The sequence below is a fragment of the Methylobacterium sp. GC_Met_3 genome, from assembly GCF_026540775.1.
Classification (GTDB): Bacteria; Pseudomonadota; Alphaproteobacteria; order Rhizobiales; family Beijerinckiaceae; genus Methylobacterium.
Genome location: NZ_JALNUL010000015.1, coordinates 1 through 15,767, shown reverse-complemented (window position 1 = coordinate 15,767; position 15,767 = coordinate 1). Strand labels below are relative to the sequence as shown.

Here is a 15,767-nt window from a genome sequence, read left to right as displayed (position 1 = left end):
CGAGCCGAGGCCGCGTAACCCGGATCGTTACGGAGTGTGGGTGCAGGTCGAAACCGGCCGTATCCGGGCCGTGGCCAGCGCGCGGTCATCGGCACACAGCGTATCGGGTCGTTGAGGCGGCAGCGGCACCCGGCGACGGTCGCCGCCGGTCTGATTCTCCGCCAGCCTGAGGAAGCCAGCCCCCGGACCCGCGCGCTTCAACCGATACGCGGCGGCCTCACGCCTCTCGGCCGCAAGCCGGGCATCGTGTCTCCGCTGGGCCCGGAGGAGCGCCAGGCGTCTGTGATGGCGTAGGACGCGCAAGCGCGCGGTCCGGGCGTAGCGCCGCGCCCGTGCGGTCAGGCGTACAGGAGTGGGGTCCGAGCGCACGCTACGCCCGCGGGTCGCGTCATGCGTCGGCAGGTCGGCGCTGTGGAGTGAAACCGGCCGCAGGGTGGGGCGTGCGGGCGCGGCCTCCGGGACGGAGGCCGCCGCGACCGCCTCACGCGGCGCCCGCACGGGCAACGGGTTGGACCGGACGATGTCCAGCGCCGGTGGCGGCGCGCCGCATCCCCGGCAGATGGAGGCGGAGATGCGCCGCCACGTCTGCGCGTCCCGATCGACGAGGTCCCTGAGCCGGGCTTGGTCGCTCACCACCGGCCGGCTCCCGCCTCGTGTGTCGCCGGGCATCTCGGTCAGGGACGCGGCCTGAGCGGCGTCGCCCGCGATCAGACTGATGGCCATGATCGCGCGTACGAGACGACGCATCCACCCTCGCTTTACAGGTTGCACAGAGGTCGCAGGAACGCAGCGGGGCTGTTACGGCGCAGCGCGCGATATGGTTCCACGCCGCGTGGCCGCCCAAAACCTCCGGTCGGGGAGTCAGGAGGACGATCGCGTGGCCAGGCTGAACTGGATCGGCTCCCTGACGCGCCGGAAGCGGGGCCGCACGAATGCGCGGGCGGATCGGGAGGCATGTGGCCGGGTGAGGTGCCGTGCGAGGGGGCTGTCGCGAAGGGCGGCCGCTCGGATCCGCGCGCGGCCGCGCTGACGTGTCGGCAGATCCGCCTGCTGGGCGCCGACATCCGGCAGACTGGCCGCGGACGGCGCATCGATATCGACCGGCAGGACGTTCGAGCGCTTGGCCGTCTCGCGGGGCAGATCGGCCCAACGCCGCGGACCGGGCGACAGCTCATCGCGATCGGCAGCGGATACTGCGGATGATACGCGCGTGACCGCGCTGACGGTACGGGGCTCGGCTGGATCGGACCCGCGCGTCGGCAGGAGGGCGACATAGACCCCTGCCCAGAGCGCCACGCCGGCAAGGACGGAACCGGCAAGGGCAACGTGATGGGTCATGGCGCCAGCAACGGCCGGCCCGATCTTATGGTTCCTGCCGAGATACGCCGTCGCGGCCGTCCCCGCCGACATCACGGCGCGTGGCGGTCCGATCTGCCGGCTGCGGGTCTCGCACGGAGGCACGCCAGGGGCCTGCTGGCGCGCTGATGTCCGAAGAAGGTCCTCCGGAGCCGTACCCACTCGCGGTTGAACGGGAGGGGCTACCGGACGTGAGCCGGGCGCCTATGTCGCTGACAAAGGAGCGTTTCGACCCATGATCATGATCATCATCTGCTTCCTCGCGCCGTGGCTTGCGATGTTCCTGCGCGGGAAGGTGCTTCAGGGCATTCTCTGCATCATCCTACACGTGACGATCATCGGGTGGATCCCGGCGACGATCTGGGCGCTCGTCGTCACGCGGCGGGAAACTGCCTGACACGCGCTCCGCCGAGGCGTGCGTCGCCTCGGCATCGCGGTGAACCGAAGATGTGGGGCCGCGCGCTTCGGTCCGGCCCTGTCGGAGGCGCCACGGCGCCGTCGCGGACGGCCTGATTCAGTAGGGGCTGTGGTGCGGACGGCCGATCGGCAGGGCCGCGACCGAGATCAGGAAGGGACAGTCCGGCTCCGTCGATCCGATGTTCGACAAGGGACGCGTCGTGAGATCGACGCGATGACCGCCGGTCCGGCGGCCGAGGCGCTGAACCGCAATACTGAGGGTCTCTTCGTAGGCGGCCTCGTCCGTATCGCCCGCAGGCATGTCGGCACACAATTGGGCGAAGGCGGTACGAAGATCGAAGTCGGCCATGGATTCATCCACCTGAAGTGCTCAGGCCAGGGAACGGGGACGTGGTTAACAGCGCGTTAACCCGGGCCCAGGATCGCGTGACGATACGGGCCTCGGCTCAGGTCGATGTCCGCGGGCGTGAGGGTCGAGAACCGCCCGCCGGCGGGGGACGGTCCGCGACCGATCCGCAAAGGGATTTCTTAACGGTCCGTCCGCATGCTTGGCGGCTCGATGTTGTCATGAGCGTCCCTCGGGCGCCGGAGCCTTCGACGCCATGGCCCTGCTCAGTGCGATCTGTTTGCTCTCAGGCGTGACATTGGCCGGCATGGCGCCGCAACGCTCGGTCCGACAGGCGACGTTCGAAGGCGCAGGCGGCGGCCTGATCATGCTCGGCCTCGTCATCATCGGCGCGGGGCTACCCCTGTTCCGATAGCAACCGGGCGCCGACAGCGCGTCCCGTCCGAAGGATGGGTCGGTGTGGCTTGCCCTGACGTGGCTCCCAACCGACCCGCAGGGTGCGCCGGCACAAAGACCTGGCCAGAAACAGAGATGGCGAGCCGGGTTCGATTGTCCTTGGACAGGGTCAACGACCGTCGCTTGCGGACGGGGTTGAAAGCGCGACCGATCCTACTCCCGTGCGAGCTTGCGGATTTTCAGAACGTCGTCGGATAGGGCTGGTCGGCAACGCGCATTACCCTCCCCCTCTGCGGAGGAGGTTGGCCCTTGCCTGAACAGGGCCACGCCGCCAGTGGTCACAATCCGATCAAACAGCCAAGCGCCCCGCGCCTCGGTGCGGATGTCGCCGCCCCAAGCCGATCCATGCCAAAGCCTCCCGCACAGGGCAAAGGCCGACAACCCGAACCGATCGAATCGGATCGGTGTAGCCCGTAGCTCGCACGGGGGAGGGAGACCGGCGCGGGGCGCGGCGCGTCTCATTTCACCACCAGCCAATCCTCGACCACGAGGGCGTCGAGGCCGGTGGTGTAGAACATCAGGATCGCGTCCTCCGCGCTGTGGAGGATCGGCTTGCCCATGATGTTGAAGCTGGTGTTGAGCAGGATCGGCACGTCCGTGATTGCGGCGAAGGCCGTGATCAGCGCGGCGTAGGCCGGGTTGCGCGCGGCCGTGACGCTCTGGAGCCGGCCGGTGCCGTCTGCGTGCACCACCGCCGGCACGCGGGCGCGGACCGCCTCCCGCCAGACCAGGGTGCGCTCCATATAGGGGCTGTCGGCGTAATCCTCGAACCAGTCCGGCCCGGCCTCGGCCAGGATCGAGGGGGCGAAGGGCCGGAACGCTTCGCGGTACTTCACCTTGGCGTTGAGCGCGTCCTTGGCGCCCTCCGGCCGCGGATCCGCGAGGATCGAGCGGTTGCCGAGCGACCGGGGCCCGAACTCGGCCCGGCCCTGTACCCAGCCGACGAGGCCGCCCTCCGCCAGGATCCGGGCCGCGGCCTGCGTCGCCGCCGCGTGGCCGACGCGCCGGGCGCGGGGCTCCTGCTCGGCCAGGCGCTCCATCGGGGCGGTGGAGACGGAGCAGCCGAGGTATGGAGTGAGCGGGCGCTGCTCGCGCGGCGGCCCGGCCCAGTCCGGATGATCCTCCGCGTAGGCGAGCCACGCGGCCCCGACCGCGTTGCCGTCGTCGGCCGGCGCCGAGGGAACGTGCAGCCGCCGGAACCCGGACCGGCCGAGCACACGGCCGTTGTAGGACGAGTTCAGCCCGCAGCCGCCGGCGATCACGAGGTTTTCGGACGGTGCCAGTGCCTGGGCCTCGGCCACCAGCGCGTCCATGAGCGTGCCAAACAGATCCTGGCCGCAGCGGGCGAGATCGGCCCAGCCGTTCTCCAGGGCATCCGCCGGGCGACGCGCGCGGACCTCCTCGGCGACGGCCCGGATCGTCTCGGCGGCGGCATAGCGCAGGCGACCGTCCTCGACCGTGCAGAGGCGGGCGAGCAGGGCGGCCAGCTCCGAATCACGCTGGCCGTAGGGGGCGAGCCCCATGATCTTCCACTCCTCGCCCTTCACTTGATCGAAGCCGGCGAGATCGGTGATCAGCCCGTAGAGGAAGCCCAGCGACCCGCGCCCGCGATGGCGGCGCAACTCGGTGATCCGGCCCTCCTCCATCCGGTAGATCGCGGCTGCGCCGGTTTCGCCCATGCCGTCGACCACCAGGGCGGTGGCTTCAGTGAACGGACTGCTCCAGAGACCGTAGGCGGCGTGGCAGAGGTGGTGCGGGTAGCGCCGCTGCCCGGCGATGGTTGCCCGGGGCGCCGCGCCGGTGACCCGCGCCTCCTGGTTCAGCGCCAGCAGGGTGCCGTGGCCGGCCCGCTCCTGCGCGCCGTGGAGATCGGCGATGAACACCCGCTCGGCCTGCTCGGGGACGAAGGAGCGGTTGAGCGCGGTGGTGTGGGCGGCGAGCGCCATCAGGTCGAAGGCGCCGGCGCCGGCTTGGCCCCGCAGGAAGTCGCTGAATTGCGTGCCCCACGTGGAGGCGATCACGAGTTCCGAGCCCGGCGGCACGTGCTCCTTGAGCAGTGAGGCCATCCGGGCCGGGGCGTCCGGCTCGCAGTTCGGCGCGCGCTTGTACTGGAGGAAGCGCTCCGCGGCCTCGGCGAAGAGCAGGGTGCCGTCGGGCCCGACCAGCGCGAGTGCGGGATCGTGAAAGGTGGTGGCGAGGCCGAGATAGAAGCGCATGCCAGCAGGGGGTAGCGCATTTCTGCCCGGGCCGCGAAGCCGGGGTCGCGCGGACGGGTTCAGGCCGCGGCGGCGCGGGGCCGGGCGAGGAGGAGGATCGCCGCGCCCATGAGCCCCGACAGCGCGGAGCCCGCGAGCACGCCGAGCTTCACGGCGGTCTCGTGCTGCGGGTCCGCGAAGGCGAGGCCGCCGATGAACAGGCTCATGGTGAAGCCGATGCCGCACAGCACGGCGACGCCGTAGACCTGCCCCCACCCCGCGCCGGCCGGGCGCTGCCCGAGCCCGAGCGCGACGGCGAGCCGCAGGCTCGCGAACACGCCGGCCTGCTTGCCCAGGAACAGGCCGGCCGCAATGCCGAGCGTCACGGGCTGGAGCAGCGCGTCGCCGGTCAGGCCGGTCAGGTTCACGCCCGCATTGGCGAAGCCGAAGATCGGCACCACGAGATAGGTGATCCAGGGCGCCAGCGCGTGCTCCAGCCGGTGCAGCGGCGACCCCGCATCCTCGGGGCGACCCGGGCTGACCCGGATCGGGATGGTGAGCGCCAGGAGCACGCCCGCGATCGTCGCGTGGATCCCGGAGCGCAGCACGAGGACCCAGAGCAGGAGGCCGAGCAGCAGATAGGCGGGAAGCCACGATACGCCGGCTCGGTTGAGTCCGTAGAGGCCGGCGACCACGAGGGCGGCCAGTCCCAGCATCGTGAGGTCGAGGCCGGAACTGTAGAACAGTGCGATCACCAGCACGGCGCCGAGATCGTCGATGATCGCCACTGCGCTGAGGAAGATCTTCAGGGAGACCGGCGCCCGCGACCCGAGGAGTGCCAGGACACCGAGCGCGAAGGCGATGTCGGTGGCCGCTGGGATCGCCCAGCCCCGCAGGGTGTCACTGCCGAGGTTGGCGAGCGCGTAGAATCCGGCCGGCACCGCCATGCCGCCGAGTGCCGCGAAGCCGGGCAGCATCCGGTCCGGCCAGGTGCGCAGCCGTCCGTCCAGCGCCTCGCGCTTGATCTCCAAGCCGACCAGCAGGAAGAACCCGGCCATCAGCCCGTCGTTGATCCAGTGCTGGACGCTCATCGGCCCGAGGGCGGTGTGGAGTGCGTGTGCGTAGGTCTCGGCGAAGGGCCCGTTGGCGACGACGAGGGCGAGCGCCGCCGCGCCCATCAGGATCAGCCCACCCGCCGCCTCGCTGGCCAGCAGCGCACGGATGGCCGAGAGGGGGCGCGGGCCGCGCCTCGGCGGGGCACGGTGGGGTGCGGGCGATGTCATCGCGACAGGGCTTGCCGCGCATCGGGGGCGCGGGCAAGGGACCGGGGCTCAGAGTCTCTACGACGTCCGCCCCAGAGCCGCGCGGATCAGCGCCAGCCCATCCGGACTCGACCACGCCGCCGGCCCCTTCATCACCCCGAGGGTGCAGCCCTGCGCGTCGATCAGCATCGTGGTCGGCAGGCCGGGGGATTGGGTGTCGCGCTGGATCGCCGGCAGGACGCGACCGCCGGGATCGGCATAGAAGGCGAGGTCGTGGATGCCGGCCTGCTTCAGCCATTCCGGCGGCTTCTCCAGGTTGCGGGTGTCGACGTTGATGGCGACGACCTGGAAATCCGGCCCGCCGAGTTGCGCCTGGAGCCGGTCGAGCGCCGGCATCTCGGCCTTGCAGGGGGCGCACCAGGTCGCCCAGAGATTGACCAGCAGCAGCCGGCCCTTCAGGTCGGCGAGCCCGGTCTCGGTGCCGTCCGGCCCCTTGAACCGGATCTCGGGGGCGGGCCGGGCCTGCGGCAGGGCCTGCATGGCGGCGACCTCGCCCTTCGCGGCGGCGTCGACCCGGGCGAGTGCCGGCTTGGCGGCGGCGCAGGGCTGGAGCGCCCCGCCCGTGTTGCCGGGCAGGAGACCGCTCCCGTATAGGGCGATCCCGAGGACGGCGAGCGCGGCGACGCCTGCGCCGGCCAGGATGGGTGTGCGGCTGGGCATCAGCTTTGCCTGCCGGGACGTTCAGGGCGCGGAAGGATCGACATGAGCAACCGGATGTGGGGCGGCCGCTTCGCGAGCGGCCCGGCGGAGATCATGGAGGAGATCAACGCCTCCATCGGATTCGACAAGCGCCTCGCGCCCCAGGATATCCGCGGCTCGCTGGCGCATGTGGCGATGCTGGGCCAGGCCGGCATCCTTCCCGCCGACGATGTGGCCGCGATCGAGGCCGGGCTCAAGTCCGTGCGCGACGAGATCGAGGCCGGGACCTTCGTGTTCAAGCGCGAGCTCGAAGACATCCACATGTCGGTGGAGAGCCGGTTGACCGAGATCGTCGGCATGGCTGCCGGGCGCCTGCATACGGCGCGCTCGCGCAACGATCAGGTCGCCACCGATATGAAGCTCTGGGTGCGCGACACCCTCGATTCCCTCGACCAGCAGGCCGCCGACCTGCAGCGCGCCCTGGCCGAGAAGGCGCTGACGCACGCCGAGACCGTGATGCCGGGCTTCACCCATCTGCAATCGGCCCAGCCGGTGACCTTCGGCCACCATTGCCTCGCCTATGTCGAGATGCTGGCCCGCGACCGGGGGCGGTTCCGCGACGCCCGGGCACGGCTCAACGAGTGCCCGCTCGGTGCCGCCGCGCTCGCCGGCACCTCCTTCCCGATCGACCGGCACGCCACCGCGTCGGCGCTCGGCTTCGACTGGCCGACCGCCAACTCCCTCGATTCGGTGGCCGACCGCGACTTTGCCCTGGAATCGCTCGCCGCCGCCTCGATCTGCGCCGTGCACCTGTCGCGCTTTGCCGAGGAGCTGGTGGTCTGGACTTCGGCGCAGTTCAATTTCGTGCGGCTGTCGGACGGCTACACGACCGGCTCGTCGATCATGCCGCAGAAGCGCAACCCCGACGCCGCCGAGTTGGTGCGGGCCAAGTCCGGCCGGATCATCGGCGCGCTGACCGGCCTGCTCGTCGTCATGAAGGGGCTGCCGCTCGCCTATTCGAAGGACATGCAGGAGGACAAGGAGGGCACGTTCGACGCGCTCCAGGCGCTGTCCCTGTGCCTCGCCGCTATGACCGGCATGGTGAAGGACCTCGAACCCAACGCCGCGGTGCTCAGCCAAGCCGCCGGCTCGGGCTACGCCACTGCCACCGACCTCGCCGACTGGCTGGTGCGCGAACTCGGCCTGCCGTTCCGGCAGGCCCACCACGTCACCGGCCGCCTCGTCGGCGTCGCCTCGGCCAAGGGCGTCGGGCTGGAGGAACTCTCGCTGCTCGAGATGCAGGAGGCCGAGCCGCGCATCACCGAGGCGGTTTACGCGGTGCTGGGTGTCGGGAATTCCGTGGCGAGCCGCACCAGCTACGGCGGCACCGCGCCCGACAACGTGCGCAGGCAGGCCCAGGGCTGGATCGAGCGGCTCGGCTGATCGGATCCGGGCGCCCTGTGTAGGACGCCCTCTGGCCACGGCGGCCGGTCGATGGCACGGTTCGCCCATGACCTTGTGTGTTCACAGCGCGGGGACCGCGATTCGGGGTCGAATTCGGTACCCGGTCTGATTCGTCAGGCCGGGCGATCCCGCACGTGAACGCCTCCGCGGCCTCGGTCCGCGCTCCCAAGGTCCCTCGCCATGTCCGTGAAGCACGCGACGCTGCACCTCGTGTGCGGCAAGATCGCCGCTGGAAAATCGACGCTCACCGCCCGCCTGGGGCAGGAACCCGACACCGTCGTGATCGCAGAAGATCACTGGCTTGCCCGGCTCTATCCCGACGCGCAGACCTGTCTCGCCGACTACGCCCGCAGCGCGGCGCGGCTGCGCGACGCCATGGGGCCGCATATCGTGTCCCTGCTGCGCCTTGGAATCTCGGTCGTGCTGGACTTTCCGGCCAACACCGTCGCCAGCCGGGCGTGGATGCGGACCCTGTTCGAGGCGGCCGGTGTCGCGCACCAGCTCCACGTGCTGGACGTACCCGATGCGGTCTGCAAAGCCCGCCTGCGCCGGCGGAACGCCGAGGGCACGCACGACTTCGCGGTGACGGAGGCGGATTTCGATCTGTTCAGCCGCTATTTCGTCCCACCCGCGCCGGAGGAAGGCTTCGATCTCGTCATTCACCGGCCGTGAGAGGCGACCGGTACAGTGGCGCTTGCGGAATGCAGGGACAGTCCCAAAGGCCAGACCGGAATCGGCGCGTCCGGCTCCGCCTGGCTTGCCCGGCTCGGCCGCCTGCTGATCAACGCCGCCATCGCGTGCAGCCATTCCACGGCTTCTTCAAACAGCCTATGAGCCTTGACCAGCATGTCCTCATCGCTCGGGCTGCCCGATCCACGCGGAGAAGCGCTGTCGGGTGCGGTTCCGGAATCCACCGGCTGCCGGATCTCGCCGTCGGCCTTCTGCGGCGCTGCCGTGTCCGGTGCCCCGGTTTCCGATGCGTCCTGCGTCACCTCGGCGGCGGCCGAGGCCGCCATTCCGACCAGGGATCCCGCGTCGATCGCGTCTCCGGCCCGGGATGGGGCGTTCATCCGGGCGGCGGCCTTGGCCAGGGCGGGCGATACGACATCCGGCTGCGCCTCCGCGACGGCGTAATCCTGGGCGGCCTCGGCGATCACGCGGGCAAGCACGGCCAGATCCCGGGCAATCTGGCGGGCCGCCTTCCGGTCGCCGGAGGCCGCTGCCGCCCTGGCCTCCGCCTTGAGCCGCGCGAGCTTCCGCTCCGCCTCCTGTAGCGTATGGGCCGCCATGGCGTGCGCTCCTGGCGGAGCCGGGGCCATGGATGCGAGCAGGCTCTCCATCTCGGCCCGCCGCGCGCGGCGCAGGGCTTCCAGGGTAGGGTCGGTGCGGGCGTCGTCCCGCGCCCGGCGCTCGACGGGAGCCGGGTCCCTCACCGCCGTCGCGGAACGCAGGACCGGCAGCACTCTGTTCACGGCTCCGACCATGACGGCTCCACCGCCCGTGGGAGCGGCCCTGTGTTGAATGACGGACTCATACGATGCGGCAAAGAAATGGTCCCGCATCGACGCCGGATTTGCAAGTTAAATAATCCGGATGGCGAGATAAGTTTGCGTCATTTGGAAATAGGATACGTGTTTTTTGGCGAGGTTCTGAGTCTCTGGACCCATAAGGTTCCATCTAGGGTGGTTTATAGTTCCAGGTGAAAGCTAGATCTCTGAGATATCCGGAAGTCTTTTCACGTGGTCCGCAAATTCATGATGACAAAAAACCGCTGCGGAGGACTGGCCCCGGCTCACGCCCGGGGCGGCGTGAGCGCCATCCCGCTTACCCACAGGCGGCGAAGAAATTTGTGCGGCGCAACCATCAGCCAGGCCGTGCGTTCACCATCTGGCTAAGTCCGACCCGCTACAAGCTTTGCCGTGTGGAACGGAGTGCGCAGGATGCCTGTCGAGAGTTGGCTGCAGCCGGAAGAGGTGTCGGATCTGGCGGCACGGGCGACGGCGATGATCGATGCCGCCCTGACCGGTTCCGGCCTGACCCGGGAGGTCTATTGGGCCGCCGTGCGCAAGGGCTACAACACCCCCTACAACGATCCGCCCCGCAAGCAGGCCGTCCCGGCGCAACCGAACGCCGTTCCGATGGCCATCGGTGAGCCGGTCGAACCGGTTGCGGCCGCAGCGGTGGTGATCGCCGCGCAGGCCGTGGAGGCACGCGCGATCTGATGCGGATGGTGCTGTCTCGCCATCTTGCAGACGTTTTACGCAAGCTTCACTAATCCTGAACCCCGGTTCGGCCCTCGAAAGGGCCGCCCGCCGTCAGGAAGTGAAGATGGTCCGCGCTCCACGTCTGCTCCCTCTCGGAGCTCTCGTCCTGCTCTCATCCGGTCTCGTCACCGGTGTCTTCGGAGGTCTGCTCGGCGCCCCGGGCTTGTCTGCCACGGTCGCGTGGGCGCAGGACGCCGCGGTCGATACCAGTGGCGACGATGCGGCCCCGGCCCAGCGTGGGCGTCGGCGCGGCCGCCAGCGGCCGGCGGCCCGGGCCGAGAGGAGGGCGGTGACCCCCCCCGGCATGCAGCAGGCCACACCGGTTGCGATCTTCGGCGACTGGAACGTGTTCGTGAACGGCGACGGCCGCACCAAGCTCTGCTACGCGATCGCGCAGCCGCAGGCCCGCTCGCCCAGGACCCTGAAGCGCGATACCGCCTACCTGTTCGTCAGCGTGCGCAAGGGCGAGAACGTCCAGAACGAGGTGGCGGTGATGCTGGGCTTCCCGTCGAAGCCCGCGGCCTCCCAGGTCAAACCCGGCTCGGCCGCCACCCCCACGGACCCGAGCCTCAACCTCGGCAGCAGCCGCTACGGCCTCGTGGTGAAGGACGGGAACGCATGGCTGCAAAACCCGGCCGAGGAGGCCCGGGTCGTCTCCGAGATGAGCACCCGCAACCCGAAGCTCATCATCAAGACCACGTCGATGCGCGGTAATCCCACGAGCGACGAGTACGCGCTCGGCGGCTTCGCCGAAGCCATGAAGCGTACCCGCGAGGAATGCGGGCGGTAGCGCGCTCCGACCGGACGATCCACCCTCCGCCGAAGCGTGTCGGCTGCTTCGGCGGAGGGGTGTTGCGATGCACCGATCAAGCGCGGCGGAGTTGGGCCCGCTTCTGCCCGGCGCCGGGGTGAGCCCGGGGGCGCACGCGCTCCCGGGCCGCGCGGGTCGCCTGCTCGGCGGTCCGGAAGAGGGCGCCGTCGAGCCCATCGAAATCACGGGCGGATGAGAAGAACCGGACCCCGCGCCCTTCAGGCACGGCGATCCCGGCGGTGATCTCACCGATCTCGATCACCCGCGGCGGCCCGGCCGGACCGGGCAACGGAATGGTGGCCGGATCGGCCGCCTTCAGGCCCTCTCCGGGCGTGTGTTCTGCAAAGAGACTGTGCATGGCACTTGGAACTCCCTGGGCCGGCGTGAAGCCATGCCGGATCGCGATGACTGCTGGATGATGGTCGGCGCGCTAGCGTCGACAGCGCCGGTGTCGGGCGCGGCAGCAAGGCACGTTCGGGAGCGTAGGGTGGTCGACCGGGGGTCTCTTCGACATCGGATGTCCTCCAGACTGAAGGACCGCGCGGCACACAGGCCGTCGCAGTGCTTTAGCGTTTGATGACGCGGCGCAAGCTACGCTTCTCAAATCACCGCGACCGACGCGGGAGCGAATCCGCATCGGCACCACCCAAGATGGCGATGCCGCGACGGACCGTCAACGGAATCGATTTCCGTTTTGGGAGCTGCGCCTGGGAGGGAAGCGGCCCCGGTTCCGCTCCCTGGAGACGAGACCCTTCAGGCCTCCGCGATCACCGCGGCAAGATCGGAAAAATCTGAGAAGATCCGGGTGGCGCCGGCCTGCACGAGGTCCGCTCCGGCGGGGTCGTGGACCCAATGGCCGCCGCCGGTGAAGCCGGCGACCCGCATGCCGGCGCTCCGGGCGGCCGTGACGCCGGGCACGCTGTCCTCGATGACCAGACACGCCTCGGGCGGGACCTCCATCCGGTCGGCAGCGAACAGGAACAGGTCCGGGAAGGGCTTGCCCCGCGGCACCTGCGCCGAGGAGAACACGTGCGCGCCGAACAACGGCAGCAGCCCGGTCAGCGTCAGGGAATGGCGCAGCCGGACCGGATCGCTGCTGGAGGCCACGCAGCGCGGCAGGCCGAGGGCCGCCACCGCTCCGGCAACGCCGCGCATCGCCCGCAATTCGGAATCGAACAGCGCGAGGGTCTCGGCCTTGACCGCGTCGACGAAGCCCTCGGGCGCCGTGACCCCATAGTCCCGGGCGATATGCGCCATGATCGAGGGCATGGAGGTGCCGGTGAAGCGCGCCCGCACGGTGGCGAGGTCGATCGGCACGCCGATCCGGTTGAGTCCGGCCGTGAGGCAGGCGAGGCTGAGGGGCTCGCTATCGACCAGGACGCCGTCGCAATCGAAGATCACGAGGCCGAGGGAGAGTGACGTCGCGCGTGCGTCCAAGGCCGACCGTTCCCGCACGGCCCGCCGCCGCCCGCTGCCTGTGACACGGGCGCCCCGGACCGGCAACCGGACGCGCCGGTGGTTGCAACCGGCGGCCCGGCCTCATACTCCCGGGACGGGCGCCAGCCGGGCGCGCAAGGCTTCGAAGACGTCCGCGATGTTCCGCTTCCTGGTCCGCGTCCTGGGCTTCCTGCTGATGGCCGGCGGCTTCGTCGCGCTGGTCTATGACGGCGCCCGCTCCATCGCCAATAACGGCCTGCGGGTGACGCCGCTCTCCGAGGTGATCGCCGCCCTGTTCAAGGACCGGGCCGGCGCCCTGCAGGGCAGCGTCGAGGGGGCGGCGCCCTGGCTCTGGCACGTGCTGGGCCTGCCGCTCACCCTGGCGCCGGCCTCGCTGATCGGGCTTGGTCTCGGCGCGGTCCTGCTCTGGCTCGGCCAGCCGGGCCGCGAGCCGATCGGCTTCCTCACGAAGCCCTGAGCCGCGACGCCGGATCCCGCTGGGCTCGATCAGCGGGGGTGTCGCGCCCTGGCCTCATTCACCTTCCAGCCGTGCGATCCCGGCGGTCAGCGCGTTGACCCGCGCGGCGAAGAAGCTGACGACCGTGCCGCCGGCATCCCGCACCGGCTCGACGACGCGGGAGTCGTAGCAGGTCGAGCCGGATGTCCTCCGGCTGCCGGATGCTTTCTCCGAAGCGGATACCTCCCCATATCGAGCGGAACCAGAGACCGGAAGGCAACCCGATGTTCCTGTTCCGCAAGCGCCCCGAGATGCCGAACCCCGCCGAGGCCCTGCCGGGGCGCCCGACACCGTTGCGGACGGCCGAGACCCACTTCGTCAACGGCAACCCGCTCAAAGGGCCTTATCCCCCGGGCATCGAGACGATCGTCCTCGGGCTCGGCTGCTTCTGGGGCGCCGAGCGTCGGTTCTGGCAATTGCCCGAGGGGGTGTTCGCGACGGCCGTGGGCTACGTCGGCGGCTATACCCCGAACCCGACTTACGAGGAGGTCTGCACCGGCCAGACCGGCCACAACGAGGTCGTGCTGGTCGCCTTCGACCCGGCTTTGCTGCCGCTGGAATCGGTGCTGCGGATCTTCTTCGAGAGCCACGATCCGACCCAGGGTCTGCGCCAGGGCAACGATGTCGGCACCCAGTACCGTTCAGGCATCTACACGAACGGCCCCGCCCAGGAGGCGACCGCCCGGGCGGTGCGCGCAGCCTATGCCGAGGCGCTGCGGCAGCGCGGCTTCCCGGACGTGACCACCGAGATCAAGCCGCTGGAACACTTCTACTTCGCAGAAGGCTACCACCAGCAGTACCTCGCCAAGAACCCGGGCGGCTATTGCGGCCTCGGCGGCACCGGCGTCAGCTGCCCGGTGGGGACCGGCGTCGCCGCCTGATTCTTTTCAGGACGTGCCGCCGGGTGCTCCTTACGGGCTCCCGCCGGGCTTGGGCGGCATGCCCGGCGAGGCGGGGGCGGGAGCGTTGCCCACGAGCGGAGGCGTGCTGTTCGGGCTGCGCAGCACGATCAGCACGCTGCCCAGGACCGAGAGGGCGATGGCGGTGGCGAAGATGAGGAAGAGCCAGCGGGGCATTCCGGGGCGTTAGCACATCGCGCCGGATCGTGAACTCCCCCCGATCGTCTCACGGTGCCTTCAACACCGCCCGGCACGCGTTCGGGAGCGCCGCCATGGTCATGGCGGGCTTGGGCTTCGGCGGCACCTTCGGGGGCTTCGGGTGCAACACCGCGTCCGAGAACCAGTAGCCGAGGTCTTCGCAGCCGTCGCCGCTCGAGGGGGCGCCCTGCGGCTGGCAATCCTCCTGGTCGGCCGGGCAGGCGAGCCGGATATGGTAGTGGTAATTGTGCCCGTACATCGGGCGTACCTTGGACATCCAGCGGCTGCCCGCGGCGTCACGGCACAGGGCCTTCTTGATCGCCGCGTTGACGAAGATGCGCTCCACCTCCGGCTGCTCGGCGGTGAGCTTGATCAATTGCAGGTGCGTCGGCGTCCAGACGCGCGGGTCGATGTCGAGCCGGTCGGGCCGGACCATGTCGGTGGCGGAGGTCTCCTCGCGCTCCGCCCGGCTCATGCGGTGATCGGGCATGGGCGTCAGCCAGACGTCGGCGTCGATGCCGATCTGGTGCGAGGCGTGGCCGGTGATCATCGGACCGCCCCGGGGCTGGGCCATGTCGCCGACGAGCAGCCCCGGCCAGCCGACCCGGGCGGCCTTCTGCGACAGGCGCTCGACGAAATCGACGAGATGCGGCGTGCCCCACATCCGGTTGCGGGACGGGCGCATGACCTGCCAGTTCGACCCGTCGAGCGGCAGCGCCTCGCCGCCCGCGAAGCAGCCCTTCGCGTAGAACCCATAGATGTGGGCTGGTCCCGCGGTGGCCTTCGTCACACGCCCGAACAGCGCCTTGGCGGGCGTCGAGGGCGCGTCCGGATGTTCCAGCGGCGGCAGGGGTCTCGGGGCGACGCTGCCGCGATCCTGGGCCTGTGCGGTGGCCGGCAGGAGCAGGGCGGCGAGCGCGAGGCTCGGGGCGAAGGACGAGGCGAGGCGCGGCATTGGCATGCGGTGATGGTCGTCCGTCTGGGAGCGCGGGTGCGGGTGCGTGCCGGAACGTGGCCCACGCCCAGGGCGTTTTTCGGGCAACGCGCGACCTAGCGGGAGGCGCCCACGCTGGCGACCGGTCCGCTTGCCCCGCGGGAACCCCGCCGCCTGATCGCCAGCGACCGGGTCATCGGCACCGATGTGCGCCGGCCCGACGGGAGCCGGGTCGGCCGGATCGAGCGGCTGATGCTCGACAAGATGTCCGGCCGGGTCGCCTACGCGGTGATGAGCTTCGGCGGCTTCCTGGGGCTTGGCGAAGATTTTTACACGTTGCCCTGGTCGGTGCTCCGGTTCGAGCTCCTGCAGGACGCCTACGTGCTCGACCTCACGGAAGAGCAGTGGCGCGCCGCCCCGGCTCGCTCCCCCGAGGGCACCGATCCGGCCGAGGACGGCGCCTGGGAGGAGCAGATCCACCGCTACTACGACGCGGTACCCTGCTGGGGGAT

The 15,767-nt window shown here is 70.3% G+C and carries 20 protein-coding genes; 9 read left to right on the top strand and 11 right to left on the bottom strand.

The window, feature by feature from the left end:
* Nucleotides 1-27 precede the first annotated feature (27 nt).
* Together OXS27_RS17985 and OXS27_RS17980 are read right to left on the bottom strand one after the other, a co-directional pair.
* Complete coding sequence (locus OXS27_RS17985; protein WP_267358008.1) at nucleotides 28-747, bottom strand: hypothetical protein; 720 nt, start codon at nucleotides 745-747, stop codon at nucleotides 28-30.
* Nucleotides 748-861: 114 nt separating this feature from the next.
* On the bottom strand, nucleotides 862-1,338 hold the full coding sequence (locus OXS27_RS17980; protein ID WP_267358006.1) for a hypothetical protein: 477 nt from the start codon (nucleotides 1,336-1,338) through the stop codon (nucleotides 862-864).
* Nucleotides 1,339-1,591: 253 nt separating this feature from the next.
* On the opposite strand from OXS27_RS17980, the gene OXS27_RS17975 reads away from it, so the two are divergent.
* Entirely contained in the window at nucleotides 1,592-1,753 is a 162-nt protein-coding gene (locus OXS27_RS17975) for a YqaE/Pmp3 family membrane protein (protein ID WP_243922072.1), read from the top strand.
* 117 nt (nucleotides 1,754-1,870) lie between these two features.
* On the opposite strand, the gene OXS27_RS17970 is transcribed toward OXS27_RS17975, so the two are convergent.
* On the bottom strand, nucleotides 1,871-2,122 hold the full coding sequence (locus OXS27_RS17970; protein WP_267358002.1) for a hypothetical protein: 252 nt from the start codon (nucleotides 2,120-2,122) through the stop codon (nucleotides 1,871-1,873).
* A gap of 253 nt (nucleotides 2,123-2,375) precedes the next feature.
* On the opposite strand from OXS27_RS17970, the gene OXS27_RS17965 reads away from it, so the two are divergent.
* Nucleotides 2,376-2,534 (top strand): hypothetical protein, encoded by a 159-nt coding sequence (locus OXS27_RS17965; protein ID WP_243922076.1) that lies wholly within the window; start codon nucleotides 2,376-2,378, stop codon nucleotides 2,532-2,534.
* Nucleotides 2,535-3,033: 499 nt separating this feature from the next.
* Here the strand turns inward: OXS27_RS17965 and OXS27_RS17960 are convergent, their stop codons facing one another.
* The 3 genes from OXS27_RS17960 to OXS27_RS17950 are packed head-to-tail and all read right to left on the bottom strand — an operon-like array spanning nucleotide 3,034 to nucleotide 6,752.
* On the bottom strand, nucleotides 3,034-4,791 hold the full coding sequence (locus tag OXS27_RS17960) for a carbamoyltransferase C-terminal domain-containing protein (RefSeq protein WP_267358000.1): 1,758 nt from the start codon (nucleotides 4,789-4,791) through the stop codon (nucleotides 3,034-3,036).
* Between the two features lie 59 nt (nucleotides 4,792-4,850).
* Nucleotides 4,851-6,053, bottom strand: a complete 1,203-nt coding sequence (gene nhaA / locus OXS27_RS17955) for a Na+/H+ antiporter NhaA (protein WP_267357998.1) — start codon at nucleotides 6,051-6,053, stop codon at nucleotides 4,851-4,853.
* Between the two features lie 57 nt (nucleotides 6,054-6,110).
* Entirely contained in the window at nucleotides 6,111-6,752 is a 642-nt protein-coding gene (locus OXS27_RS17950) for a TlpA disulfide reductase family protein (RefSeq protein ID WP_267357997.1), read from the bottom strand.
* A 42-nt stretch (nucleotides 6,753-6,794) separates the two neighbouring features.
* Here OXS27_RS17950 and argH point away from each other — a divergent pair, with 42 nt between their 5' ends.
* Together argH and OXS27_RS17940 are read left to right on the top strand one after the other, a co-directional pair.
* Entirely contained in the window at nucleotides 6,795-8,174 is a 1,380-nt protein-coding gene (gene argH, locus OXS27_RS17945; RefSeq protein WP_267357995.1) for an argininosuccinate lyase, read from the top strand.
* Nucleotides 8,175-8,375: 201 nt separating this feature from the next.
* On the top strand, nucleotides 8,376-8,867 hold the full coding sequence (locus OXS27_RS17940) for an ATP-binding protein (RefSeq protein WP_267357994.1): 492 nt from the start codon (nucleotides 8,376-8,378) through the stop codon (nucleotides 8,865-8,867).
* Here the strand turns inward: OXS27_RS17940 and OXS27_RS17935 are convergent.
* Nucleotides 8,855-9,679 carry a hypothetical protein gene (locus OXS27_RS17935; RefSeq protein WP_267357992.1) on the bottom strand — a complete coding sequence of 275 codons (825 nt, stop codon included), beginning with the start codon at nucleotides 9,677-9,679 and terminating at the stop codon, nucleotides 8,855-8,857. The two genes, OXS27_RS17940 and OXS27_RS17935, sit on opposite strands and share 13 nt — an antisense overlap.
* Before the next feature lie 456 nt (nucleotides 9,680-10,135).
* On the opposite strand from OXS27_RS17935, the gene OXS27_RS17930 reads away from it, so the two are divergent.
* Entirely contained in the window at nucleotides 10,136-10,417 is a 282-nt protein-coding gene (locus tag OXS27_RS17930; RefSeq protein WP_267357990.1) for a hypothetical protein, read from the top strand.
* Nucleotides 10,418-10,523: 106 nt separating this feature from the next.
* Nucleotides 10,524-11,249, top strand: a complete 726-nt coding sequence (locus OXS27_RS17925) for an invasion associated locus b family protein (protein ID WP_243922088.1) — start codon at nucleotides 10,524-10,526, stop codon at nucleotides 11,247-11,249.
* Nucleotides 11,250-11,325: 76 nt separating this feature from the next.
* On the opposite strand, the gene OXS27_RS17920 is transcribed toward OXS27_RS17925, so the two are convergent.
* Nucleotides 11,326-11,628 carry a hypothetical protein gene (locus tag OXS27_RS17920; RefSeq protein WP_267357987.1) on the bottom strand — a complete coding sequence of 101 codons (303 nt, stop codon included), beginning with the start codon at nucleotides 11,626-11,628 and terminating at the stop codon, nucleotides 11,326-11,328.
* 395 nt (nucleotides 11,629-12,023) lie between these two features.
* A complete protein-coding gene (locus tag OXS27_RS17915; RefSeq protein WP_267357985.1) occupies nucleotides 12,024-12,707 on the bottom strand; it encodes an HAD family hydrolase in 684 nt (227 codons plus the stop codon).
* 157 nt (nucleotides 12,708-12,864) lie between these two features.
* On the opposite strand from OXS27_RS17915, the gene OXS27_RS17910 reads away from it, so the two are divergent.
* Both OXS27_RS17910 and msrA read left to right on the top strand, forming a co-directional pair.
* Nucleotides 12,865-13,185, top strand: a complete 321-nt coding sequence (locus OXS27_RS17910; RefSeq protein WP_161392694.1) for a PetM family of cytochrome b6f complex subunit 7 — start codon at nucleotides 12,865-12,867, stop codon at nucleotides 13,183-13,185.
* Between the two features lie 263 nt (nucleotides 13,186-13,448).
* On the top strand, nucleotides 13,449-14,105 hold the full coding sequence (msrA, locus tag OXS27_RS17905) for a peptide-methionine (S)-S-oxide reductase MsrA (protein ID WP_243922094.1): 657 nt from the start codon (nucleotides 13,449-13,451) through the stop codon (nucleotides 14,103-14,105).
* A gap of 30 nt (nucleotides 14,106-14,135) precedes the next feature.
* Here the strand turns inward: msrA and OXS27_RS17900 are convergent, their stop codons facing one another.
* Together OXS27_RS17900 and mepA are read right to left on the bottom strand one after the other, a co-directional pair.
* A complete protein-coding gene (locus OXS27_RS17900) occupies nucleotides 14,136-14,300 on the bottom strand; it encodes a hypothetical protein (RefSeq protein ID WP_243922096.1) in 165 nt (54 codons plus the stop codon).
* A gap of 49 nt (nucleotides 14,301-14,349) precedes the next feature.
* The gene (mepA, locus tag OXS27_RS17895) at nucleotides 14,350-15,282 is read right to left on the bottom strand and encodes a penicillin-insensitive murein endopeptidase (RefSeq protein WP_243922098.1); all 933 of its coding nucleotides are present in this window, start codon (nucleotides 15,280-15,282) and stop codon (nucleotides 14,350-14,352) included.
* Nucleotides 15,283-15,390: 108 nt separating this feature from the next.
* Between mepA and OXS27_RS17890 the strand changes: the two genes are divergently transcribed.
* The coding region (locus tag OXS27_RS17890; protein WP_267358144.1) for a PRC-barrel domain-containing protein at nucleotides 15,391-15,767 on the top strand (377 nt) is incomplete at its 3' end.